Annotated in this window: 24 protein-coding genes; 17 read left to right on the top strand and 7 right to left on the bottom strand. The window is 73.7% G+C overall.

Translation table 11 applies throughout. The features are described 5' to 3' along the window. Positions 1-60: 60 nt before the first annotated feature. The 7 genes from ABZ261_RS20120 to ABZ261_RS20090 all read left to right on the top strand — a co-directional run bounded on the left by ABZ261_RS20120 (position 61) and on the right by ABZ261_RS20090 (position 7443). Positions 61-522: a pyridoxamine 5'-phosphate oxidase family protein gene (locus tag ABZ261_RS20120; RefSeq protein WP_356860953.1), complete on the top strand. Its 462-nt coding sequence runs from the start codon at positions 61-63 to the stop codon at positions 520-522. 259 nt (positions 523-781) lie between these two features. After that, positions 782-1249, top strand: a complete 468-nt coding sequence (locus ABZ261_RS20115; RefSeq protein WP_356860951.1) for a hypothetical protein — start codon at positions 782-784, stop codon at positions 1247-1249. 140 nt (positions 1250-1389) lie between these two features. Continuing rightward, a complete protein-coding gene (locus tag ABZ261_RS20110; RefSeq protein WP_356860949.1) occupies positions 1390-2619 on the top strand; it encodes a serine hydrolase domain-containing protein in 1230 nt (409 codons plus the stop codon). A 697-nt stretch (positions 2620-3316) separates the two neighbouring features. After that, positions 3317-3937, top strand: coding sequence for an L-threonylcarbamoyladenylate synthase (locus ABZ261_RS20105; RefSeq protein ID WP_356860947.1), 621 nt, complete (start codon positions 3317-3319; stop codon positions 3935-3937). A 114-nt stretch (positions 3938-4051) separates the two neighbouring features. Beyond that, a complete protein-coding gene (locus ABZ261_RS20100) occupies positions 4052-4807 on the top strand; it encodes a dienelactone hydrolase family protein (protein ID WP_356860945.1) in 756 nt (251 codons plus the stop codon). Positions 4808-4983: 176 nt separating this feature from the next. Then, positions 4984-6183 carry a glycoside hydrolase family 64 protein gene (locus ABZ261_RS20095; RefSeq protein WP_356860943.1) on the top strand — a complete coding sequence of 400 codons (1200 nt, stop codon included), beginning with the start codon at positions 4984-4986 and terminating at the stop codon, positions 6181-6183. A 231-nt stretch (positions 6184-6414) separates the two neighbouring features. Next, entirely contained in the window at positions 6415-7443 is a 1029-nt protein-coding gene (locus tag ABZ261_RS20090; protein WP_356860941.1) for an LLM class flavin-dependent oxidoreductase, read from the top strand. 12 nt (positions 7444-7455) lie between these two features. Here ABZ261_RS20090 and ABZ261_RS20085 read toward each other — a convergent pair whose 3' ends face one another. Next, positions 7456-8472, bottom strand: coding sequence for a TauD/TfdA family dioxygenase (locus tag ABZ261_RS20085; protein ID WP_356860939.1), 1017 nt, complete (start codon positions 8470-8472; stop codon positions 7456-7458). A gap of 156 nt (positions 8473-8628) precedes the next feature. After that, on the bottom strand, positions 8629-9489 hold the full coding sequence (locus tag ABZ261_RS20080; protein WP_356860937.1) for a helix-turn-helix transcriptional regulator: 861 nt from the start codon (positions 9487-9489) through the stop codon (positions 8629-8631). A 146-nt stretch (positions 9490-9635) separates the two neighbouring features. Between ABZ261_RS20080 and ABZ261_RS20075 the strand changes: the two genes are divergently transcribed. Then, entirely contained in the window at positions 9636-10499 is an 864-nt protein-coding gene (locus ABZ261_RS20075) for an oxidoreductase (protein ID WP_356860935.1), read from the top strand. Between the two features lie 58 nt (positions 10500-10557). Further along, positions 10558-11169: a DNA polymerase ligase N-terminal domain-containing protein gene (locus ABZ261_RS20070; RefSeq protein WP_356860933.1), complete on the top strand. Its 612-nt coding sequence runs from the start codon at positions 10558-10560 to the stop codon at positions 11167-11169. Positions 11170-11370: 201 nt separating this feature from the next. Here the strand turns inward: ABZ261_RS20070 and ABZ261_RS20065 are convergent, their stop codons facing one another. Continuing rightward, positions 11371-11787 (bottom strand): ATP-binding protein, encoded by a 417-nt coding sequence (locus tag ABZ261_RS20065; RefSeq protein WP_356860931.1) that lies wholly within the window; start codon positions 11785-11787, stop codon positions 11371-11373. Positions 11788-11970: 183 nt separating this feature from the next. Between ABZ261_RS20065 and ABZ261_RS20060 the strand changes: the two genes are divergently transcribed. From ABZ261_RS20060 to hemC, 4 genes are all read left to right on the top strand, one after another. After that, entirely contained in the window at positions 11971-12738 is a 768-nt protein-coding gene (locus tag ABZ261_RS20060) for an IclR family transcriptional regulator (protein WP_356860929.1), read from the top strand. Between the two features lie 44 nt (positions 12739-12782). Further along, a complete protein-coding gene (glpK, locus tag ABZ261_RS20055) occupies positions 12783-14297 on the top strand; it encodes a glycerol kinase GlpK (protein ID WP_356860927.1) in 1515 nt (504 codons plus the stop codon). A 135-nt stretch (positions 14298-14432) separates the two neighbouring features. After that, on the top strand, positions 14433-15386 hold the full coding sequence (locus ABZ261_RS20050; RefSeq protein WP_356861095.1) for an ATP-dependent DNA ligase: 954 nt from the start codon (positions 14433-14435) through the stop codon (positions 15384-15386). Between the two features lie 19 nt (positions 15387-15405). Further along, the gene (gene hemC, locus ABZ261_RS20045) at positions 15406-16347 is read left to right on the top strand and encodes a hydroxymethylbilane synthase (protein ID WP_356860925.1); all 942 of its coding nucleotides are present in this window, start codon (positions 15406-15408) and stop codon (positions 16345-16347) included. A 29-nt stretch (positions 16348-16376) separates the two neighbouring features. Here the strand turns inward: hemC and ABZ261_RS20040 are convergent, their stop codons facing one another. Further along, positions 16377-16901 carry a hypothetical protein gene (locus ABZ261_RS20040; protein WP_356860923.1) on the bottom strand — a complete coding sequence of 175 codons (525 nt, stop codon included), beginning with the start codon at positions 16899-16901 and terminating at the stop codon, positions 16377-16379. A 497-nt stretch (positions 16902-17398) separates the two neighbouring features. Between ABZ261_RS20040 and ABZ261_RS20035 the strand changes: the two genes are divergently transcribed. After that, positions 17399-18190, top strand: a complete 792-nt coding sequence (locus tag ABZ261_RS20035) for an RNA polymerase sigma factor SigF (RefSeq protein WP_356860922.1) — start codon at positions 17399-17401, stop codon at positions 18188-18190. 124 nt (positions 18191-18314) lie between these two features. Here the strand turns inward: ABZ261_RS20035 and ABZ261_RS20030 are convergent, their stop codons facing one another. Continuing rightward, positions 18315-18629, bottom strand: a complete 315-nt coding sequence (locus ABZ261_RS20030; protein ID WP_356860920.1) for an ANTAR domain-containing protein — start codon at positions 18627-18629, stop codon at positions 18315-18317. A 127-nt stretch (positions 18630-18756) separates the two neighbouring features. On the opposite strand from ABZ261_RS20030, the gene ABZ261_RS20025 reads away from it, so the two are divergent. Further along, the gene (locus tag ABZ261_RS20025; RefSeq protein ID WP_356860918.1) at positions 18757-19566 is read left to right on the top strand and encodes a VOC family protein; all 810 of its coding nucleotides are present in this window, start codon (positions 18757-18759) and stop codon (positions 19564-19566) included. A gap of 91 nt (positions 19567-19657) precedes the next feature. Here ABZ261_RS20025 and glgX read toward each other — a convergent pair whose 3' ends face one another. Both glgX and ABZ261_RS20015 read right to left on the bottom strand, forming a co-directional pair. After that, positions 19658-21802: a glycogen debranching protein GlgX gene (gene glgX / locus ABZ261_RS20020; protein WP_356860916.1), complete on the bottom strand. Its 2145-nt coding sequence runs from the start codon at positions 21800-21802 to the stop codon at positions 19658-19660. Further along, the gene (locus ABZ261_RS20015) at positions 21799-22311 is read right to left on the bottom strand and encodes a pep a2 (protein WP_356860914.1); all 513 of its coding nucleotides are present in this window, start codon (positions 22309-22311) and stop codon (positions 21799-21801) included. The genes glgX and ABZ261_RS20015 overlap by 4 nt, the downstream gene beginning before the upstream one ends. 303 nt (positions 22312-22614) lie before the next feature. Here ABZ261_RS20015 and ABZ261_RS20010 point away from each other — a divergent pair, with 303 nt between their 5' ends. Continuing rightward, the gene (locus tag ABZ261_RS20010) at positions 22615-22914 is read left to right on the top strand and encodes a DUF5133 domain-containing protein (protein ID WP_356860912.1); all 300 of its coding nucleotides are present in this window, start codon (positions 22615-22617) and stop codon (positions 22912-22914) included. 108 nt (positions 22915-23022) lie between these two features. Continuing rightward, on the top strand, positions 23023-23618 hold a 596-nt coding region (locus tag ABZ261_RS20005; protein ID WP_356860910.1), incomplete at its 3' end, for a maltotransferase domain-containing protein.

Raw genomic sequence — 23618 nt, 5'->3', positions numbered from 1 at the left:
GCCGGGAGTAGGTCCCGCGCCTCAGGCGGCTTCGCCCCCGCGTGGCTAGGGTCGGTTCCCATGGGGACCACAGGAACTGTTCGCCGCCGGACGTCGGAGCGCATCCATGACACTCTGGAGCGGCTGGTCAGCGAGCGGGATGCATGGGTGTCGACGGCTCACCCTGATCACGGGCCGCATCAGGTGCCGCTGTGGTTCCTGTGGGACGGGCGCGCCGTGTGGTTGTGCACCGCCGCCACGTCCGTGACCGCGCGCAACGTCCGCGAAGAGCCGCGCGTGCGCCTGGCGCTGCCGGACACCTTCGACGTGGTGCTCCTTCAGGGGGAGGCCGAGTGCTTCCCGGACCAGGAGGTGCCAGGGGACGCAGCGGAGGCGTTCGCCGACAGGTTCGGCTGGGATCCACGCGTGGAAGAGGGCGCTTTCCTGTACGTACGCGTGGTCCCGAGGACTGTGCGCGCCTGGCGCGGCGAGCCCGAACTGCGCGGCAGGGTGGTCATGCGCGACGGGAGGTGGCTGGAATGAGGGCCTCTCCTCGCCGGCGCGCCGCTCGTCCGCCGGAAGAGACCTCGCGAGCGGGTGACGCGTCGCCTTCGCCCACGGCACGAACCGGTGAGCGGAGTTCGCACTTCCGCACTTGAACGCCAGGGTTCGCCACCCCTTCCGCCACGCGGAAATCTCCACAAGCATGCAGATGCCGGGTTGGCGCGCGAAGGCACGGAATGCCCGGTGACGGCCGTCGACTGCGCTCGGGCAGGCGAGCGAGGACACCCCGGAGCAGCGCATGACGAACACGATGTGGAAGCGGGGCGTGGAGTGGCTGGCAGCGGCGGCGGCCGACCCGCGGTCCTGCAAATGGCAATGGGACCACGGGGAGGGCATCGCGCTGCTGGAGGCGGGCCGTTTCTGGGACGTCCTCAGCGTCCCCGAGCGGATGGGGCTGCTCGCCCTGGACCTGTTGTGGCGGCCCGGGTCTTCGGTGCCGGGGCCGACGCTGGTGGACACCGCGGCGGGACGCGTCGGGTTCCTGCTGCCGCCCGATCCGTCCGGCGGCTGGGTGGGCGCGGGACTGCGCTGCGCGGGCAGGGGTTCCTGGGTCGCCGTGCCGCCGCCCTACCGGCCCGCCCGTTACCTGGAGTGGCTCGTGCCGCCCGACGGCACCGGCAGACTGCACGCGCCCGGCGCACTGGAGGCGGCGCTGCAGCGGGCGAACGGGGCGCTGGCGGTGCTCACGCCCCGGTGCGCGCCGTAGCGGACGGCCACCCGGCGCGCATCCCGGCGCGTGGGCCGCGCCCGACGCGCGCCGGTGTCCGGGCGCTCCTATCCTGGGAAGGTCCGGCTCCGACGTCTCGCCCAGCGCACGCTCGCCCCTCATGTGCTTGGAGTCAGCCCATGTCGCCTTCCTCCGTACGCCTGCGCAGGGGAGTGCTGGCCGCCGTGCTGACGGGAACGCTGTTGGCGCCGCTCACGGCAGGGGCGGCGCCCGCCGCTCCCGCCGCAGGCACGCCCACCCCCTCCGCGTCGGGACCGGACGTCCGCAGGCTCACCCCCGACGTGGCACACCGACTCGACGCGTCCGTGAAGCGGGTGATGCACGAGGCGGACATACCCGGCGTCACCGTGGGCGTCTGGACACCGGGCCAGGAGAGTTACGTCCGCTCGTTCGGCGTCGCCGACAAGGCGACCGGCCGGAAGATGACGCCGGACCTGTTCATGCGCATCGGCAGCGAGACGAAGACGTTCACCGTCACCGCGCTGCTGCAACTCGCCGACCAGGGGAAGGTCGGCCTGGACGACCCGATCGGCAGGTACGTCGACGGCGTGCCGAACGGCGATGAGATCACACTGCGTCAGCTGGCCGGCATGCGCAGCGGCTTGTTCAACTACTCGGAGGACGAGGACTTCTACAAGGCGCTCACCTCGGACCCCCGGCGCCCCTTCACACCGCAGCAGTTGCTCGGCTACGCCTTCCGGCATCCGGTGCTGTTCCAGCCGGGGGAGAAGTTCTCCTACAGCAACACCAACCTGATCCTGCTCGGCCTGGTCGTGGAGAAGGAGAGCGGTCAGCGCCTCGGTGACTACATCGAGCGGCACATCCTCGACCCGGCCGGCATGAAGGACACGCTGTTCCCGAAGGGCAGCGAGTTCCCCATGCCGCACGCGCAGGGTTACACCGACCAGACCGCGAACGGGAAGATCGCCGACACGGCCGACTGGGACCCCTCCTGGGGATGGGCGGCCGGCGCCATGATCTCGACCTTGGACGACCTGCGCATCTGGGCGCCCACGGTGGCCACCGGACGGCTGCCGGACGGCGGCAGGATGGTCAGTCCGGAACTGCAGAAGCAGCGGCTGGTCACCCCGAGGACGCCGATCCCGGGCGCGGGATACGGGCTGGGCATCTTCGACGTGCAGGGGTGGATCGGCCACAACGGCTCCCTGCCCGGCTACGAGTCGCTGACCATCTACCTCCCGGCGACGCGGACCACCGTCGTGGCGCTGCTCGACACCGACATCGACCACGACGGGCAGGAACCCAGCACGCTGCTCGGCGAGGCGATCACGAAGATCGTCTCCCCCCGGCACGTGTTCGACCTGCCGGCCGCGCCGGCGGCCAGGTGATCGGCGGACCGGCCGCACCGGCTCTGAGCGGACCGGCGGACCGGCGAGCGGACGGCACGTCACCGCACGGCCGGAGCGGGCCCGGCGGGATCGACCTGCGCGGTGGAGCGCGGGCCCGGCGGCCCCGTGCCGGATCGAGCCCGGGGGCGGTCGACCCGGTGGCCACGGCCGGGTCGGCGGCCCAGTGGCTCAGCCGCCCGGCAGGCTCTGACGGGGTGGGGCTCGCCACTGCCGAAGGACGTGAGGGGGCGGTCCGGTCCCGGCCGGCGGCCGCAGGCCGGGACCCCCGCCTCGCTGCTCCCGCGCCGCGCGCTCCGCATGTGCGGACCGGCGGGCCGCGGCGGACATGGCTCCGCCGGCGGCCCGAGGGGGGAGGGCCGCCGGCGGAGATGCCGCGCCCGGGGCGGGGGGAACGACCCCGGGTGGCTCGCATGTCGGTTGCCCCGGTTTCCGGGACGTAGACGTGGTTGTTCCCGAGCGGTTCGGGGAAGCGGAGCAGGGGGACGCGCGTCCGGGCTCGCCTGGCGCCGAGGGCGTCAGCACCAGCACCCGCCGGCCCGCCGGTCCCCGCCCCGCCCGCGCCCACCGGCCCGCCGCTCCCCCGCCCCGCCCGCGCCCACCGGCCCGCCGCACCCCCGCCTCCGCGCGAGGCGGGGGGCTGCCCTGGCCGCCGGCGCGGACGGCTTAAGCTCGGCGGATGGCGAAGTACTTCGACGTGCACCCCGACAACCCGCAGCCGCGCAGCATCGCCCAGGTCGCCGACGCGGTCCGCTCGGGCGCGCTCATCGCGTACCCGACCGACTCCTGCTACGCGCTCGGCTGCAGGCTGGGCAGCCGGGACGGGATGGACCGGATCCGCTCCATCCGCCGGCTGGACGACCGACACCACTTCACGCTGATGTGCCGCGACTTCGCGCAGCTCGGCCAGTTCGTCCGGGTGGACAACGACGTGTTCCGTGCCGTGAAGGCGTCGACGCCCGGCAGCTACACGTTCATCCTGCCGGCCACCCGCGAGGTGCCGCGCATGCTGCAGCACCCGAAGAAGAAGACCGTGGGCGTGCGCATCCCGGCCCACGTGGTCACCCAGGCGCTGCTGGAGGAATTGGGCGAGCCGCTGGTGTCCAGCACGCTGCTCATGCCGGACGAGGAGGAGCCGATGACCCAGGGCTGGGAGATCAAGGACCGGCTCGACCACGTGGTGGACGCGGTGGTCGACTCCGGCGACTGCGGCACCGAGCCCACGACGGTGGTCGACTTCTCCGGCGGTGAGGCGGAGATCGTCCGGCGGGGGGCCGGGGACACCCGCCGCTTCGAGTGAGCGCACGGGGCCGGGCGCGACCGCCCGTACCCCGCGTGACAGCATGGCGCCAACCGTGGCGCCGGGCCGGCCTCCGCCGCCCGCACCCGTCCTTCGAGGGAGGGCCTTCACACCATGTCCGATGTCCAGGCGACCGCCGTCGGCATCCCCACCGAGGACGGCGTCGCCGACGCCTACCTCGTGCATCCCGCCGACGGCCGTCCGCGTCCGGCCGTGCTCCTCTACCAGGACGCCTACGGCCTGCGCCCGCACCTGCGATCGATGGCCGACCGGCTCGCCGGCGCCGGTCACACGGTGCTGGTGCCGAACGTGTTCTACCGCCTCGGCCCGGCGCCGGTCGTGGACCTGCCCGCGTTCATCGACCCGGGCGCCGACCCGACCGTATGGGAGCGGCTCTCCCCGGTGCTGGCCGCGCTGACCCCGGACCTGGTCAAGCGGGACGCGGGCGCCTTCCTGCGCTGGCTTGCCGACAGCCCGGCCGCGGCCGACGGCCCGGTCGCGCTGACCGGCTACTGCATGGGCGCCCGGCTCGCCCTGTGGACCGCGGGCGCCCACCCGGACCGGGTGGCGGCGGTGGCCGGTTTCCACGGCGGGGGCCTCGCCACCGACGCCCCGGACAGTCCGCACCTGGAGGCCCCGCGCATCACCGCCGAGGTGTACTTCGGGCACGCCGACGAGGACCCGTCGCTGCCACCGGAGCAGATGGCGCGCTTCGAGGAGGCGCTGACCGCCGCCGGTGTCCGGCACACCTGCGAGGTGTACGAGGGCGCCCGCCACGGTTACACCCAGGCGGACACGCCCGCCTACGACCGGGCGGCGGACGAGCGGCACTGGGCGGCCCTGCTCGGCCTGCTGAAGCGCGCGTTCTGATTTCCTGGGCGCACCAGCTGACCCCGTGTCACGGCGGCCGCCGGGAAGCGGCCGCCGGCCGGGGCCGGATTCTGTCCGAAACATTGACATGCACTCACCCTTGGTCCGAACCTGAGAGCGCTCTCAGAACAGGTACGGACCAGTCGTACCGCCCCGACCCCACACGGAGGTGGAGAGTGCCCCTCAGGCTCACGCGCCCCGCGCTGCCCCTGGCCGCAGCCGCGGCACTGGTCGGCGGACTGCTCGCGTTCGGCACGCCCGGCCGCGCCGCTGCCGCCGTCCCGGACACCATCCCGCTGCAGATCACCAACAACTCGGGCCGTTCCGAGCCCGTGTACATCTACGACCTCGGCACCCAGCTGTCCACGGGACGGCAGGGCTGGGCCGACGCGAGCGGCGTCTTCCACGCCTGGCCCGCGGGCGGCAACCCCCCGACCCCCGCACCGGACGCGGCGATCCCCGGCCCGGCCGCCGGGCAGTCGAAGACGATCCGCATCCCGAAGTTCTCCGGCCGCATCTACTTCTCGTACGGCCAGAAGCTCGACTTCCGGCTGACCACCGGCGGACTGGTGCAGCCGGCCGTGCAGAACCCCTCGGACCCCAACCGCAACATCCTCTTCAACTGGTCGGAGTACACGCTCAACGACTCCGGCCTGTGGCTCAACAGCACCCAGGTGGACATGTTCTCGGCGCCGTACGCGGTCGGCGTGCAGCGGGCCGACGGCAGCGTCGGCACCACCGGGCACCTGAAGTCCGGGGGCTGGAGCGGCTTCTTCAACGCGCTGCGCGGACAGCCGGGCGGATGGGCCAACCTCGTCCAGACGCGTCCCGACGGCACCGTGCTGCGCGCGCTGTCCCCGCTGTACGGCGTGGAGACCGGCGCGCTGCCGGGGAACGTGATGGACGACTACATCAACCGGGTCTGGCAGAAGTACTCGACGTCGACGCTGACCGTCACCCCGTTCGCGGACCAGCCGAACACCAAGTACTACGGCCGGGTCTCGGGCAACGTCATGAACTTCACCAACTCCTCCGGCGCGGTCGTCACCAGCTTCCAGAAGCCCGACGCGGCCAGCGTCTTCGGCTGTCACAAGCTGCTGGACGCGCCCAACGACGCCGTCCGCGGGCCCATCTCCCGCACCCTGTGCGCCGGATTCAACCGGTCGACCCTGCTGGTCAACCCCAACCAGCCGGACACCACGACCGCGAACTTCTACCAGGACGCCGTCACCAACCACTACGCGCGCGCGATCCACGCGCAGACGGCCGACGGCAAGGCGTACGCCTTCGCCTTCGACGACGTCGGCAACCAGGAGTCCCTGGTGCACGACGGCAACCCGCAGCAGGCGTACCTGACGCTGGATCCGATGAACTGACACGGACAACGGTCCCGCACCCCGCGACGGGTGCGGGACCGCGGGCGACCGGGGCCGGTGCGCGCGCGTGCGCGGCCCCGGGGGCTCCGTGCGGAAGCCGATCCGCCGGTCGAGGACGAGATGACGGCCCGTCTCCGTGCGCCCGGCCGCTGAACGGCCGCACCACACACGGTTGTCACACGCGCCTGCGAGAATCGGGGCGGAACCGACGTCCGCCCGCTGGAGGAGATCGTGCCGTCCACCCCCCGCCCCCTGCGCAGGCTGGGCTTCCTCACCATCGGTCTGTTCGACGCGGCGGACCCCGGCCGGGGCCACGAATCCACCCTGCAGCTCATCGAGCTGGGCGAGCGGCTCGGCTTCGACAGCGCCTGGGTCCGTCACCGGCACCTGCAGTACGGCATCTCCTCCCCGGTCGCCGTACTGGCCGCCGCCTCCCAGCGCACCCGCCGCATCGAGCTGGGCACCGCGGTGACGCCGCTGGGCTGGGAGAACCCGCTGCGGCTCGCCGAGGACCTGGCGACCGTCGACGTGCTGTCCGGCGGCCGGCTGAACGCGGGGTTCAGCGCGGGCCCGCCGATGCACTTCGAGCGGGTCAGGGACGCCCTCTACCCGGACACCGCCGACGCGGAGGACTTCGGCTACGAGCGGGCGCGGCGGCTGGTGGAGCTGGTGCGCGGCAGGCCCGCCAGCGGCTTCAGCGGGACCGAGGGCTTCGAGGTGTTCAGCGACGTCGTCCAGCCCCACTCCCCCTCACTGGGGCGGCGGCTGTGGTACGGCGGCGGCAGCCTGAGCTCGGCGCGCTGGGCGGGCGAGCACGGCCTGAACCTCCTGACCAGCAGCGTCGTCAGGGCGCAGGACGGGGACGGGCCGCAGGACTTCGCCGCGATCCAGCTGTCTCTCATCCGGGAGTTCCGGGCCCGCCACCCCGACGGGGACGCGGCCCGCGTCTCCCAGGGCCTGGTGGTGATCCCGACCGACTCCGCGACCCCCGGGCAGCGCGCCCGGTACGCGGAGTACGCGGCCGGGCGGCTGCCGCGGACGGCCTCCCCGCAGGGCCCGGCGCGGCTGCTGTTCGCACCGGACCTGGTCGGCAGCTCCGCGCAGATCGCCGAACGGCTGCACGCGCACGCCGCGTTCCGCGAGGTCGACGAGGTGGCGTTCGCGCTGCCGTTCACCTTCGGGCACGAGGACTACGCGCAGATCCTGACCGACATGGCGACCGTGCTGGGCCCGGCGCTGGGCTGGCGGCCCGCGCGCTGACCCGCCGCCGGCTCACCACCGGCCCACCGCGGTGCCGGTGACCGGTTCGGACGGCCTGCCGTCCACGCCCACCGGCACGTCCCCGGCGAGCATCACCCGGTGCATGATCCGGGGGGAATCGAGGTGGGCGTTGTCGGCGGGGGCGAGGTGGACGGTGGCCCGGTTGTCCCAGAAGGCGACGCTGCCGGGCTCCCAGCGGAAGCGGACCGTGTACTCGGGCCGGACGGCCTGCTCCAGCAGCATCTGAAGGAGCGCGGCGCTCTCGGGGCGGGAGACGTCGACGATCTGCTCCAGGTAGTAGCCGTTGACGGACAGCACCCGCTCCCCCGTCTCCGGATGGACCCGGACGAGCGGGTGCACGGAGGCGACCTGGTGGTCCAGGAGGTGGCGGACGTACGCGTCGTCGCCGGGCCTGGGCTGGTAGCCGACGCCGAGCCGGTGCTCGGCGCGCAGCCCGTCCACGAAGGCGCGGACCGGGGCGGACAGCCCGGCGTAGGCGGCGGCCAGGTTGGCCCAGGTGGTGTCGCCGCCGTAGGGCGGGACGGTCTCGGCGCGCAGGACGGTCGCGGCCGGCGGGTCGATGCGGGCGCCGTGGTCGCAGTGCCAGCCGCGCAGCAGGGTGTGCCGGCGGCGCCGCAGCCACTCCTCGTGCTCCATGCCGAACCTGCCGCCCAGCTCCAGCCGGTCCGCGGTGGTCTCCACCTCGGGGTGGCCGGCCGGTGAGGCGCCGCCCCGCCGGCCGAGGACGACGGGCTCGCCGAAGCGGCGGGCGAAGGCGACATGGCCGGCGTGGTCGAGGTCCTGCCCCCGGAAGAACACCACCTTCCAGCGCAGCATCGTGCGCCGGATCAGGGTCACCACGGCGTCGTCGAGCGGCCCGGCGAGGTCGACGCCGGTGATCTCGGCGCCGATGTGCCCGGCGGCCGGCCTCACCGTCACGCCCGGGACCGTCGTGCCGGCGTCCGCCGTCCTCGCGTCCGTGTCCGCGTTCCGCCCGGTGTGTCCCGCTGTGCCGCTGTGCGTCGTCATGCGCGCTCCGATGCTCGTCCGGTACCGGCTCCGCACCGATCGTGACACCGCGTCCCCGCCGGGGCGAACAGGTTCCGCCGGCCCGCGCCGCCCGCGGCCGGTCCCGGCCGGCTGATCGCGTGCCCGGCGGCGGACAACCCGGGGGCGTGCCGTGCGCTACTGCTCCTCGATCGGCTCCCGGGTGCCGCCCTGCTGCGGCGCGGCCAGGCTGCCGAGGATGTCGAGCAGTTCGGCGCTGCGGCTGCCCGGTTCGGCGTGGAAGACGACGAGGGTGAGCCGGTCGGCGCCCTCCACGGACAGCTTGGTGGAGTGCAGGTCGAGGTCGCCGACCTGCGGGTGGGTCAGACGGCTGACCCTGCCGCGCCGGGACCGGACCTCGTGCCGGGCCCACAGGGTGCGGAACCGCTCGCTGCGCAGGGACAGCTCGCCCACCAGGTCGCGCAGCCGCGGATCGTCGGCGTCCGACCCGGCTTCGGAGCGGAGGGCGGCCACGCCCTCCGCGGTGAGGTCCTCCCAGTCCCGGCGCAGCGCCCGCTCGGCGGGGTCGAGGAGGACGGCCCGGAGCAGGTTGACGCCGGGGCGGTAGGAGGGGGTGAGCGCGGTGGCGAGGGGGTTGGCGGCCAGGCAGTCGGTGTAGCGGTTCTGCACGTAGGCGGGGTTGCGCGGCCAGCCCTCGATGAGCTGGCGAAGGCTCGCCGGGACCTGCTGGGTGCGGGCCGCGGAGGACACGCCGGGTACGGGCCGGTCGCGGGCGAGGCCGACGAGGTGGGCGGTGGCGTCGGCGTCCAGCCGCAGCACGCGCGCGACGGCCTCCAGCACCTGGACGGACGGGTTGCGGTCGCGGCCCTGTTCCAGCCTGAGGTAGTAGTCGGAGCTGATGCCGGCGAGCAGGGCGACCTCCTCGCGGCGCAGCCCCGGCACCCGGCGCAGTCCGCCGCCGGGCAGCCCCACGTCCTCGGGCCGGACCAGCGCCCGGCGGGCGCGGAGGAACTCACCGAGCGCGTTCGATCCGTGCATGCCACCACGGTACGGCCGCGGGGCGGGCCGTGACTGGCCCTGTCACTCCCAGGAACACGGGGGCTCTGCCACACCGGGAGGCGCGGGCGCAGGGTGGGAAGGCAGGGGCCGCCGACCGGTGGCCCGGACACCTGAGAGGTACGCACATGACTGCACAGCTCGGCGGCACCGTCACCCCGGCCGAGGGCCTGACCCTCACCCGCGTCGGCTACGGCGCCATGCAGCTGGCCGGGCCGCACGTCTTCGGGCCGCCGCGGGACCGGGACCGGGCGGTCGCGGTGCTGCGCGCGGTGGTGGAGGCCGGCGTCACGCACATCGACACCGCCGACTTCTACGGCCCCGTCGTCGTCAACGAGATCATCCGGGAGGCGCTGCACCCCTACCCCGAGGAGCTGCACATCGTCACCAAGGTCGGCGCCCGCCGGGGAGCCGACGGAAGCTGGATCATGTCCCGGCACCCGGAGGACCTGAAGGCGCAGGTGTACGACAACCTGCGGAACCTCGGCGTGGAGACCCTGGACGTGGTCAACCTGCGGCTCGGGGACATGGACACTCCGAACGAGGAGTCCGTCGCGGACCAGTTCGGCGCCCTGGCCGAGCTGCGCGAGCGGGGGCTGATCCGGCATCTCGGGCTGAGCGCGGCGTCGGCCGCGCAGCTGGACGAGGCCCGGGCGATCGCACCGGTGGTGACCGTGCAGAACCGGTACAACCTGGCCGACCGGCAGGACGACGCGCTGCTGGAGCGCACGGCGGCCGAGGGCATCGCCTTCGTGCCGTACTTCCCGCTCGGCGGCTTCACGCCCCTGCAGTCCGAGACGCTGGCGAAGACCGCCGCCCGGCTTCACGCGTCCCCGCAGCAGGTCGCGCTGGCCTGGCTGCTGCGCCGCTCCCCGAACATCGCCCTCATCCCCGGCACGTCCTCCCTGGAGCACCTGCGGGAGAACCTGGCCGCCGCGAGCCTGGTCCTGCCGGACGACGCGGTCACCGAGCTGGACGGCGTCGCGGGCTGAACGGTCCGGTCGGGGGGTACCCGGGGCGCGTGGGGCGGTCGTACGGAAGGAGCCGCACGTGGCAGCGGAGGACCGGCTGCGGACGTACCGCGGCAGACGCGACTTCGGGCGGACCCGCGAGCCGTCGGGGCGGGCGGGCCCCGACGGGGGCGGCGGGCCGCGGTTCGTGGTGCAGATCCACGACGCGCGCCGGATGCACTTCGACTTCCGGCTCCAGGTGGGCGACGTCCTGAAGTCCTGGTCCGTGCCCAAGGGCCCGTCCGCCGACCCCGCGGACAAGCGGCTGGCGGTGCCGACCGAGGACCATCCGCTGGAGTACGAGGAGTTCGAGGGCGTCATCCCGAAGGGCGAGTACGGGGGCGGCACCGTGATCGTGTGGGACCGCGGGACGTACGAGCCGCTCAGCCATGACCGCCGGGGGCGCCCGGTGGACTTCGCGGAGTCCCTGGAGCGCGGGCACGCCACGTTCCGGCTGCACGGCGCCAAGCTGCGCGGCGAATACGCCCTGACCCGGTTCCGCGGCCGGGAGGACGGGGAGGAGGCCTGGCTGCTGGTCCGCAAGGGTCCGGCGCGCCCGGACGCGCCCGGCGCCCCCGACCCGCGGCGGGCCCGCTCGGTGCGCACGGGACGGACCCTGGCGCAGGTCGAGGCGGCGGCCGGCGAGGAGTGACGGACACGGCGGCCCCCGCTCCGCCGGCCCGCGCGGTGACGGACACGGCGGGGCCCGCTCCGCCGGCCCGCAGACCCGCGGTCACGGGCGCGCGTTCCCACCGCTGCCGGCGCGCGTGGCATCGCGGCGACGCCGCCCTGCTGCCGCGCCGGGACCCGCAGGGGAGCCGGCCCCGGAGCCGTCCGGTCCGCCGGCCCTCGCTCAGGCCGCGGCGAGCTCGGCCCAGCGGGTGACGCCGCCGGCGTGGACGCGTATGCCGTGGCGGGTCGCCAGGGCGTGGACGATGCCCTCCCCGCGGCCGTGCTCGTCCGGGTCCACCCCGACCAGGGACTGCCCCGCCGGTCCCGCGTCGGTGACCTCGACCCGCAGGGTGCTTCCGGTGCCGCCGTGCTGCCAGGACAGCCGGAGTTCGGCGGGGGGCCGGGCGTGCAGGATCGCGTTGGTGGCCAGCTCCGACACGACGAGCAGCGAGTCGTCCATGATCTCCGGGCTCACGCTCCAGTCGGCGAGGACCGCCGCCACACGCCGGCGCACGGCCGGTACGGCGCCGGGTACGGGCGGCACCGGGCACACGTGTTCGCATGCCGCCCGAATCAGCGTGTTGGGCTGTGCCGCCATGTCTTCTCCCGATGTGTGTGCGGCCGGTCCGGCGTCGTGGCTGAGCGCGCACCGGCTCCGAAGTACGTTATGGACACATATCGGGCTGGTCAATGAACAGCGGTCGGCATTACCGAACGCCGGCGGGCACGACCGCCCGCCGCCCGCGGAGCGAAGCGTCCGCAGCGGTAATAGGCTCGCCTCATGGCCGGCCCAGTCCAGTCGATCGAACGGGCGGCGGCGATCCTGCGTCTGCTCGCCGGCGGGCCCCGCCGACTCGGGCTCGGCGAGGTGGCGGCCTCGCTCGGACTGGCGAAGGGCACCGCCCACGGCATCCTTCGTACCCTCCAGCACGTGGACTTCGTGGAGCAGGACGCGGCGACCGGCAAGTACCAGCTCGGAGCCGCCCTGCTGCATCTCGGCACCAGCTACCTGGACGTCAACGAGCTGCGTTCGCGCTCCCTCAACTGGGCCGACGCCCTCGCCGCCCGCAGCGGGGAGGCGGTGCGCCTGGGGACCCCCCTGGAGGGCAGCGTCCTCATCGTCCACCACGTCTTCCGGCCCGACGACACCTTCCAGACCCTGGACGTCGGCTCGCTGCTGCCCCTGCACGCCTCCTCGCTGGGCAAGGTCCTGCTGGCCTTCGGGACCGCGGACGTCGATCCGGTCCGGGAGCGGCGGCCGGTGGCGTACACGCGGCACACCCTGGTCTCCCCCGAGCAGCTCGCCCGGGCGCTCGCCGAGGTCAGGGAGCTCGGATGGGCCGCCGAGATCCAAGAGATGAGCATGGGCGAGGCCGGGATCGCCGCACCGATCCGCGGGCACGGCGGCCTGGTCGTGGGCGCCATCGGGCTGTCCGGGCCGGTGGAGCGGATCTGCGACGGCCAGGGCCGCCCCCGCCCGAGTCTGATCACCCTGATCCGGGAAGCCGCACGGGCGATCTCCAGAGACCTGGGAGCCGCCCGCTGGTAGTCCCCGGCAGCCGCCCCTCGATCCGTCGGAAGGCAGACCCGATCATGGCTGAACGGTATGTGGTGTCCGTCGATCAGGGCACCAACTCGACCCGCTGCATCCTGTTCGACCACCGCGGGCGGCTGGTCTCCGTCGCGCAGAAGGAGCACCAGCAGCACTTCCCCCGCCCCGGATGGGTGGAGCACGACGCCGTCGAGATCTGGCACAACCTGCGGCGCGTCGTCCCCGAGGCCCTGTCCGAGGCCGGTGTCGGCACAGAGCGGATCGCCGCCATCGGGCTGGCCAACCAGCGCGAGACGACGGTGCTGTGGGACCGGCGGACCGGCGCCCCGCTGGGCCGGGCCATCGTCTGGCAGGACACCCGCACGGCGCCGCTCGTCGACGACCTCGGACGGGATCCCGGGGAGGAGTTCTTCCTTCAGCGGTGCGCCCTGCCGCCCTCCACCTACTTCTCGGCCCTGCGGATCCGGTGGCTGTTCGACCACGTCAAGGGACTCGAGCAGCGGGCCCGGGACGGCGAGGTGCTGTTCGGGACGATGGAGAGCTGGCTGATCTGGAACCTCACCGGCGGCCCCGACGGCGGCCTGCACATCACCGACGCCACCAACGCAAGCCGCACCATGCTGATGAACGCGCACACGCTCGCCTGGGACGACGAGCTGCTGTCCTTCTTCGGGGTGCCCCGCCCGATGCTGCCCGAGATCAGGTCGAACTCCGAGAGGTACGGCGAGGCCCGCGCGCTGCTGCCGGGCGTCGCCATCACGGCCGCCCTCGGGGACCAGCAGGCCGCCCTCTTCGGCCAGACCTGCTTCTCCCCGGGCGAGGCCAAGTGCACCTACGGAACGGGCAGCTTCCTGCTGCTCAACACCGGCGCCGACGTGGTGCGGTCCCGGCACGGCCTGCTGACGACCGTCGCCTACAAGATCGGGGACCAGCGGCCGGCCTACGCGCTGGAGGGGTCGATCGCCGTCACCGGCGCGCTCGTCCAGTGGTTCCGCGACCGCCTGGGCCTGATCGGCAGCGCCCCGGAGATCGAGACCCTCGCGCGGACGGTGGAGGACAACGGCGGCTGCTACATCGTCCCCGCCTTCTCCGGTCTCTTCGCACCCCACTGGCGCAGCGACGCACGCGGAGTGATCGTCGGCCTCACCTCCTACATCACCAAGGGACACCTGGCGCGTGCCGTCCTCGAGGCCACCGGGTGGCAGACCCGCGAGGTCGTCGACGCCATGAACGCCGACTTCCCGGTGCCCCTGCGGCAGCTCAAGGTGGACGGCGGCATGACCGCGGACAACCTGCTGATGCAGTTCGTCGCCGACGTGCTCGACGTGCCCGTGGTGCGGCCCATGGTCGCCGAGACGGTCTCCCTCGGCGCGGCCTACGCGGCCGGGCTCGCCGCCGGCTACTGGTCGGACCTGGAGGTGCTGCGCCGCAACTGGCACCGGGCCGCCCAGTGGCTGCCCGACATGGACCCCGAGCGGCGGGACGCGGAGTACGACGACTGGAAGCGGGCCGTCGAGCGGTCCCTCGGCTGGGTGAGGCCGCCCCGCTCCCCCTGACCCGGCCCGCTCCCGGCCCGCCGGGCGGAGCGGCGGGCCCGTTCGGGGGAACCGGGGCGCGCAGGGGCGTGCGGGCGGCGGGGCCGGTCGAGACCTTCTGCCGTGACCGCCGTGACGCTGCCGCTGATCCCGCCGATGCTCGCCACCCCCGGCGGCCTCCCGCCCGCCGCGCAGGACGCGCGGTGGGCGTACGAGACGAAGCAGGACGGCCAGCGGGTGATGGTCTACCTGCCCGGCGACGGCGGAGTGCTGCTGCGCGCCCGCTCCGGCGAGGACATCACCGGCGCCTACCCCGAACTCCGGCCGCTCGGCGCCGCCCTGGGCGCCACCCCCGCCGTGCTGGACGGCGAGGTGCTGGCCCTGGACGAGCACGGACGGGCCGACTTCCAGCTGCTGCAGAGCAGGATGGGCCTCGCGCACGCCCCCGCGCGGGCGGCGCGCCGGGCCGCCCTGGTGCCGGTGCACCTGGTGCTGTTCGACGTGCCGTACCTGGAGGAACCCCTCGTGGGGCTGCCTTGGGTGCGGCGGCGGGCCCGGCTGGAGGAGCTGGGCCTGGCCGGGCCGTACTGGTCCACGCCGGGCGCCGTGACCGGGCACGGCGCCGAGGCGCTGCGGGCCACCCGGGAGCACGGCCTGGAGGGCCTGATGTGCAAGCGGCTGGACTCGGTGTACGAGCCGGGTGTGCGCTCCCGCGCCTGGATCAAGATCCGGAACAAGCGCGCCGAGGACGTGATCGTGGGCGGCTGGCTGCCCGGCCGGGGGCGGCTGACCGGGCTGCCCGGCGCGGTGCTGGTCGGCCAGCGCGCCGCCGGCCGGCTGCGGTACGTCGGCGGTGTCGGCACCGGCTGGACCGAGGCGGAACGCACCCGGCTGGCGGAGCTGCTGCGGGGCCTGGCGAGCGACCGCTGCCCCTTCGACCCCGTACCGCGCGTCGCGGGGGCCCGCTGGGTGCTGCCGCGGCTGGTCGGCGAGGTCGGTTACAGCACCCGTACCCGGGCCGGGCTGCTGCGCCAGCCGTCCTGGCTGCGGCTGCGTCCGGACCTGGCCCCGGAGGAGTCGGCGGCCGACCTGCCGGAAGGTCCGGGGTGAGGATCGAGGGGTCTATCGTGTGCGCATGCCGGTACCCGAACTGATCCGTGTCGTCTCCCGCGACTCGCCCATGGCCCTGGCCCAGGTGGAGCGGGTGCGCGCCGAGCTGGCCGTGCTGCACCCGGGTGTGCGCACCGAGGTCGTACCGGTGAAGACCACCGGCGACAAGTGGCTCGGCGACCTGTCCCGGGTCGAGGGCAAGGGCGCGTTCACGAAGGAGGTGGACGCGGCCCTGCTGGCCGGGGAGGCGGACCTCGCGGTGCACTGCGTCAAGGACGTGCCGGCCGACCGGCCGCTGCCCGCGGGGACGGTGTTCGCCGCGTTCCTCGAGCGGGACGACATCCGGGACGCGCTGGTGCACCCGGGCGGACTCACCCTGGACGAGCTGCCCGCCGGCACCCGGATCGGCACCTCCTCGGTGCGCCGGATCGCCCAACTGGCCGCCTCCCACCCGCATCTGACATGTGTTCCGTTCCGCGGCAACGCCAACCGGCGGCTGGAGAAGCTGGCCGCGGGGGAGGCGGACGCGCTGCTGCTGGCGGTGTCCGGTCTGCAGCGCATCGGCCGGACGGACGTGATCAGCGAGGTGCTGTCGCCGGAGACGATGATGCCGCCCATCGGTGCGGGCATCCTCGCCCTGCAGTGCCGGGAGGACGACACCGAGCTGATCGACGCGGTCGGCGGGCTGGGCGACCCGGACACCGGGCGGGAGGCGGCGGCGGAGCGGATGTTCCTGCATGTGCTGCAGGGCCACTGCAACAGCCCGATCGCCGGGTACGCGCGCGTGGACAGCGGTGGTGAACTCTCCCTGCGCGCGTGCGTGTTCACCCCGGACGGCAAGACCCGGCTGAACGCCCACGAGTGGGCGGGCCGGCTCGATCCGGCCACGCTCGGCACCTCGGTCGCGGTGGCGCTGCTCCGGCAGGGCGCGCGGGAGGTCATCGACGGCATCCCGCACTGAGCCGCGCGCCGGCGCGGGCCGGCCAGGGCTCAGGCGGTCCCCGGTTCCGTCTGGTCCTTCAGGAAGGCGCTGACCTGATGGGCCAGGCCGCACTGCCCGGCGCCCGCGGGGGTGGCCGCCGTGGCGGCCTCCAGGACGCCGGTGCCGCCCGCCCACAGCCGGCGGCCGGTCCACTCGTCGTCCACCCGCAGCTGCACCTGCACGTCCACGTGGGTGAGGGCGGCCTCGGGGGCGGCGGCGTACAGCACGGCGGTGGCCCGGCGCAGCGGGTACACGTCGAAGCCCTCGATGAACTGGGAGTTGCGCCAGTCGATGAAGGCGCCCTCGCCGTCCGGGCCGACCCGGACGTCGATCTGACCGTCCTCCAGATGGATGCCGTAGTGCCGCGTGCCCCGGTTCTCCACCGTCACCCGGACACTGAAGTACGTCAGCCCGGCGGCGGCGTCGTCCCGCCCGCGCGGCGGCTCGGCCGGCTCCAGGCGGTGGACGCGGACCCGCAGACCGGCATGCTCCTCGTACTCCTGCCAGTCCCCGACCACGTTCGGCTCGTACACGGTGCCCCTCTCGCCCCTTCGAGAGCTGCTGTCTATCTGTGTGCTGAGCGCACTGTCAAATGAGCAGAATGCGCTGTGGCCAGGCGGTTCACCCCCTTTGATCGGCGATCAAGCGCTGCCCAGGAGGAATCGGCCGCACCGCCGCCCGCGCGGGCGCCCGCGCGTGCCGCACATCACGTCCGCGGTCCGTCCGGACCGCCCCCCGGACCGCCCGGCGGACCGCCCCCCGGACCGCCCGGCGGACCGCCGGCCGGACCGGCGGAGCGGGCGCCGGCGGGCCGGGCGGCGGCGCCGGGGCGACCGACAGCATCGCCGTGACCGTTATGCCCCGATTTGTTTGTTGATGTCCGGCAACGGGAAAGGGTCCCTCAGTGCTTCGGCCAGGAGGCACGTCCGTGGGAGCCGGCCCCGCCGGACGCCCCGGTGTCCTTTCCATGGTCCGAGCGCACCTCCCACGGTGTCTGTTCATCCGGCACCTGCTGAGAGAGGTGCGCGCAATGCCTGTCACCGGCAGCACGAGGCCCCACCCCCATGACGACGCTCCGGACACGGCCGCGTCCTTCGAGCGGCTGGCGCGGCTGCCCGACGGCTCCGAGCGCCGGGCGCTGCGGGACGAGCTGGTCCGGGTCTGGCTGCCCATGGCCGAGCGGATCGCCGTGCGCTTCCGCGGCCGCGGGGAAGCCCTGGAGGACCTGTACCAGGTGGCCGCGCTGGGTCTGGTCAAGGCGGTCGACCACTACGACCCGGCCCGCGGCCGCGCCTTCGAGGCGTACGCCGTCCCCACCATCACCGGGGAGATCAAGCGCCACTTCCGCGACCACATGTGGACCCTGCACGTGCCCCGGCGGGTGCAGGACCTGCGCAACCGGGTCCGCTCCGCCACCAAGGAACTGGCGCAGACCACCTCGGGCCGGGTGCCCAGCGTCGCGGAGATCGCCGCCTACACCCGGCTGAGCGAGGACGAGGTGCGCACCGGCATGGAGGCGCTGGAGTGCTTCTCCGCGCTGTCACTGGACGCCGAGGTGGCCGGCACCGACGGGTACGCCCTCGGGGACTCCCTCGGCGAATCCGACCCGGGGTACGACCTCGTCGTGGACCGGGCCGCGGTCAAGCCGTGCCTCGCGGCGCTGCCCGAGCGCGAGCGGACCATTCTCTACCTGCGCTTCTTCGGCGGCATGACGCAGAGCCGGATCGCCCAGCAGCTCGGCATCTCGCAGATGCACGTCTCCCGGCTGCTCAGCGGCTGCTTCGACCGGCTGCGCGAGGAACTGCTGACGGAGATCCGCTGACCGGCCCGGGCAGCTCGCCGACCCGTTCGGCGAGCCGCCGGCCTGCCGGGCGCTCGCCGCCCGGGGACAGCCGGCTCGGCGCTCGCCGCTCGGGGACAGCCGGCTCGGCGCTCGCCGCTCGGGCCTACTCGCCCTCGGACCCCGGCACCTGCGTGGGGCCGTAGCGGTCCAGGGCGTCCTCCAGCTCGGCGCGGACCTCGGGCGGGATGTCGCCCCGGCGGCCCCAGACGAGGATCAGCTCCGCGATGTTGCGCAGCTTGATGTTGGTGTGCTGGGAGACCTCCTTCAGCACCTGCCATCCCAGGTCCGGAGTGACCCGGCCGAGGGCCACCACCATCCCGATCGCCTGGTCCACGACGGCGTGGGAGACCATGGCCTCCTTCAGCTGCTCGACCTCGGCCTGCAGCGCGGCGATCCGGTCCGGTTCGGTCTCTGCCATGCCTCCATCGTGCGCAGGGGCCTGCACCGCTGCCACCCGGGGTACCCGACAGGCGCCCACCCCGTTCCGGTCGGACACTGGTGTCACAGCGGTGACCGCCGGACCCCGAGAGCAGGACGCAACCGCCATGAACCACGACACTCCCCCCGCCGGAGGACCGCACAGGAAAGAGGTCGTCTCCACGCACTCCGTCTTCGGCGCCCCCTGCTGGGTGAGCCTGACCAGTCGCGACGTCCAGGCCACCCAGGACTTCTACGCGGCCGTCCTCGGCTGGCGCTGGCGCGGAGCCGAGCTCGGCGAACACTTCCGCATCGCCCTGGCGAACGGGGTCCCGGTGGCCGGGATCGCCGCCGTCGCCTCCATGTGGCAGATGGCGGTGGCCTGGACGCCGTACTTCGCCGTGCCGGACGCGGACGTGGCCGTCTCGCGGGCCCGGGAGCGCGGCGGCACGGCGGCGGTCGGGCCGCTGTCCTTCCCGCCGGGCCGGGCTGCGCTCCTCGCCGACCGGGACGGAGCCACGTTCGGAATCTGGGAGGGGGAGCTGGTCACCAACTGGGAGGCGTGGCGGCAGGCGGCCCCGGCGTTCGTCCGGCTGCACACCCGGGACGCCTTCGACGCCGCGATCTTCTACGGCGAGATCCTGGACTGGGCGTCCGGGCTGTCGGGCTGCTGCGAGGTGGAGTACGAGGGCGGCGAGGTGGTGCTGCGCAGCCGCGGTGACGTGGTGGCGCGCATCGACTCCGGTGCGGTGGAGGCCGCCCCGGACCCCTCCGTGCGGCCGCACTGGCAGATCCACTTCGCGGTGGACGACGTGGCCGGCTGCGCCCGGACGGCGGAGAAGCACGGCGGCAGCGTGCTGCGCGAGGAGGAGACCGAGGCGATCCTGCGCGATCCCGACGGCGCGCAGTTCACGGTGACCTCCCGCCGCATCCGCTGAGACCCGCGGCCGCCCGGCACGGGGAAGGCCCCGCGTCCCCTCCTGAACCTGAACCCGGGGACGCGGGGCCTTCGCCGTGCGCGGTGCAGGGTCAGGCCGCGGCGCGGGACGGCCGGGACAGCAGCACCAGGCTGCGGGCCTCCACGCGGAGCCTCGTGCCGGCCTTGCGTTCGCGTTCGTCGGCGACGCCGTCGCCGTCGGCGGTGTCGATCAGGGTGGTCCAGCGCTCGCCGAAGGATTCGTCCGGCAGGCGGAAGTCGACCGGTTCCCAGTAGCCGTTGACGAGCAGCAGGAACGAGTCGTCGGTCATGCGTCCGCCGTAGGGGTCGCGTTCCGCGATGGCGTCGCCGTTGAGGAACACGCCGACCGAGTGGGCGTCGCCGCGCTGCCAGTCCCGGTCGGTCATCTCCCGGGCGTCGGGCCGCAGCCACATCAGGTCGGGCAGCGGCTGTTCGGCGTTGGTCGCGGTCTCACCGCGGAAGAAGCGCCGGCGGCGCAGCACCGGGTGCGCCGCGCGCAGGGCGATCAGGCGCCGGGTGAACCCGGTGAGGGCCCGCTGCTCCTCGGTCAGGTCCCAGTCGACCCAGGACACCTCGTTGTCCTGGCAGTAGGCGTTGTTGTTGCCGCGCTGGGTGCGGCCGAGCTCGTCGCCGTGGGAGAGCATCGGGATGCCCTGCGAGAGGAGCAGCGTGGCCAGCAGGTTGCGCTGCTGGCGGGCGCGCAGTTCGAGGATCGCGGGATCGTCGGTGTCGCCCTCGGCGCCGCAGTTCCAGGACCGGTTGTGGCTCTCTCCGTCGCGGTTGTCCTCGCCGTTGGCCTCGTTGTGCTTGTCGTTGTACGACACGAGGTCGCGCAGCGTGAAACCGTCGTGGGCGGTGACGAAGTTGACGCTCGCGCGCGGCCGGCGCCGGCTGTGCTGGTAGATGTCGGAGGAACCGGTCAGCCGGGAGGCGAACTCGCCGAGCGCATCCGGCTCGCCCCGCCAGAAGTCCCGTACGGCGTCCCGGTACTTGCCGTTCCACTCCGACCACAGCGGCGGGAAGTTGCCCACCTGGTAGCCGCCCTCCCCCACGTCCCAGGGTTCCGCGATCAGCTTGACGCGGCTGATCACCGGGTCCTGCTGGATCAGGTCGAAGAACGCCGAGAGCCGGTCCACCTCGTGGAACTGCCGGGCCAGGGTGGCCGCGAGGTCGAAGCGGAAGCCGTCGACGTGCATCTCGGTGACCCAGTACCGCAGCGAGTCCATGATCAGCTGCAGTACGTAGGGGTGCCGCATCAGCAGGCTGTTGCCGGTGCCGGTGGTGTCGTAGTAGTGGGCCCAGTCGCCGTCGACCAGGCGGTAGTAGGAGGCGTTGTCGATGCCCCGGAAGGACAGCGTGGGGCCCATCTCGTTGCCCTCGGCGGTGTGGTTGTAGACCACGTCGAGGATCACTTCGAGACCGGCCGCGTGCAGCGCCTTCACCATCGCCTTGAACTCGTTGACCTGCTGGCCGCGGCTGCCGAAGGCGGCGTAGGCGTTGTGCGGGGCGAAGAAGCCGATGGTGTTGTAGCCCCAGTAGTTGGACAGGCCGCGGTCCTGCAGGACGCCGTCCTGCACGAACTGGTGCACGGGCATCAGCTCCACCGCGGTCACGCCCAGCGAGGTCAGGTGCTCGAGCACGGCGGGGTGCGCGAGGCCGGCGTAGGTGCCGCGCAGCCGTTCGGGGACGTCGGGGTGGGTGCGGGTGAGTCCGCGGACATGGGCCTCGTAGATCACCGAGTCCGCGTACGGCGTCCTGGGCGGGCGGTCGTCCCCCCAGTCGAAGTACGGGTCGGTGACCACGCCCAGCATGGAGTGGCCGCCGCTGTCGGCCGGGTCGGGGCCGTCCGGGGCGCGCTCGTACAGCGAGGCGTGGTTGTCGATCTGCCCGTCGACGGCCCGGGCGTACGGGTCGAGCAGCAGCTTCGCCGGATTGCACCGGTGGCCGACCGCGGGCTGCCAGGGCCCCTGCACCCGGTAGCCGTAGCGCCGGCCGGGGCCGACGCCGGGCAGGTAGGCGTGCCACACGAAGCCGTCGACCTCGTGCAGCGGGACGGGGGTCTCGGCGCCGGCGTCGTCGACCAGGATCAGCTCGACGCGCTCGGCGACCTCGCTGAACAGGGCGAAGTTGGTGCCCTGCCCGTCGTAGGCGGCGCCCAACGGGTAGGGGTGCCCGCTCCACACGGGCACCCCTTTCCGGGTCTTCCGGGCGGTCACCGGCCGCCCTCCAGGGCGTCGGCGGCGGCCGGTGCGGGCGCGGCGAGTACCGCCACCCGTTCCGCGCGCGGCACCTGCAGGTCCGTGCGCAGGGTGGGCGCGGGCGCGACGGGCACCAGCGGGACGCGCTGGCCGGCGCGGGCCCGCCGGGAGAACCAGATGATCTTCCTGCCGGTCTCGGAGGCGCAGCAGCCCCAGCCGTCGCTCATGGCGGCGATGTCCGCCAGGCACGCCCGCAGTTCCTGGTCCGGGCGCAGATCGGGGTCGTCCCCGCCGAAGGCGGTGATGAGGTGCTGGCCGTTCCACCACATCTCGATCGAGGTGTGCTTGTCCTTGGCGTGCTCGTCGATCGCCCGCAGCAGCATGTCCGCGCCGCGGCAGACGACGTCCACGAGGTTCTCGAGGTCCCAGTAGCGGAGATGGGCGGCCAGGATGCGGCTGACCTGTCCCACCCGTTCCGGGCTGACTTCCACGTCGAGGTGGTAGTAGCAGGGCACTGCGGTCTTCATCGTCGCTTGCTCCTCACCGGCGAAGCTCTCGCTCCCCATGCCCCTTCCGGGAGGGATCCCGGACACACAGCGTGAGCGTTGATCGCTTCTGAGTCATCTCCACGGTGAGGGCACTACGCCATCCGTGCAACACGAGCACCCGGCACACGCAATCGTTGAAGGTCCAACAAGACGGTTCGTCATCGTGCGTGCACCATGAGTGAAAGCCTCGATCGCCGTAACGGTGCCGCGCCCTCCCGCGCGCGGACACCACCCGACCGTCGGGAACGCGCCCAGTCGAGAGCGTGGAAGGTGAAGAGGGCCATGCTGCTACCCGCCAAGGCCGAAGTGGCCCGGCAGTTGCGGCGTTACCGGGCGTGGGAGCGCGTCATGCTCGCCTCGCCCCACGACCGCACGGTCCGGGCCACCTTCGAGGACTCGGGGTACACCCTGTGCGTTCTGATGGGCAAGCGCTGCGCCCGCGAGGCCGCGGACGCGGCCGAGCGTTACCTGCGCACCAGCCTGGTCACCTATCTGCGCGAGCAGGACGGACGGCCGCAGCCGGGCCGGGCGGCCAGAAGGGCGCCGCCACCGGAGCGGCGTTCCACGGCGCCAAGCCCCTGACCTGGCACCGTACAAGGCGTTCCTCTCGGGCCGGCGCGGCCGGCCCGACTTTCGGATCGCGCAGCCCGACCCGGGGGCCCGGCTGCGCGCACGGCGGAGGTGAGATACATGCGCAGGACCCCGGCCATCGGCCGTGTACCGGTACGCGACGTCCGGCCGGCCGTGGAGTGCGGCAGGCGCCCGGCGAAAGCGGTGGCCGGGGAGAGCTTCGAGGTCACGGCCACCGTGTTCCGGGAAGGGCACGACGCCGTCGGCGCGAACGTCGTCCTGCGCGATCCGAAGGGCCGCCGCGGCCCGTGGACGCCGATGCGGGAACTGGCCCCCGGCACCGACCGCTGGGGAGCGGAGGTCACCCCGGACACGACGGGCCGCTGGACCTTCCGCGTGGAGGCGTGGAGCCATCCGCTGGCGACCTGGCGGCACACCGCCGCCGTCAAGGTGCCGGCCGGCATCGACACCGGCCTGGTGCTGGAGCAGGGCGCCGACCTGTACGCGCGGGCCGCCGCGGGGGTGCCCAAGGGCCCGGAGCGGGACCTGGTCCTGGCCGCCGCCCGCGCCCTCGGCGACGACCGCCTCTCGGTGCACGACCGGCTGAGGACCGCGCTCTCACCTGAGGTGGAGGCGGTGCTGGCGCGTCATCCGCTGCGGGAGCTGGTCACCTCCTCCGATCCGATGCCCCTGCTGGTGGAGCGCGAGCGCGCGCT

It is taken from the genome of Streptomyces sp. NPDC006193 (assembly GCF_040613915.1).
In the GTDB taxonomy this organism is placed as follows: Bacteria; Actinomycetota; Actinomycetes; order Streptomycetales; family Streptomycetaceae; genus Streptomyces.
This window is presented reverse-complemented; position numbering and strand designations above follow the sequence as displayed.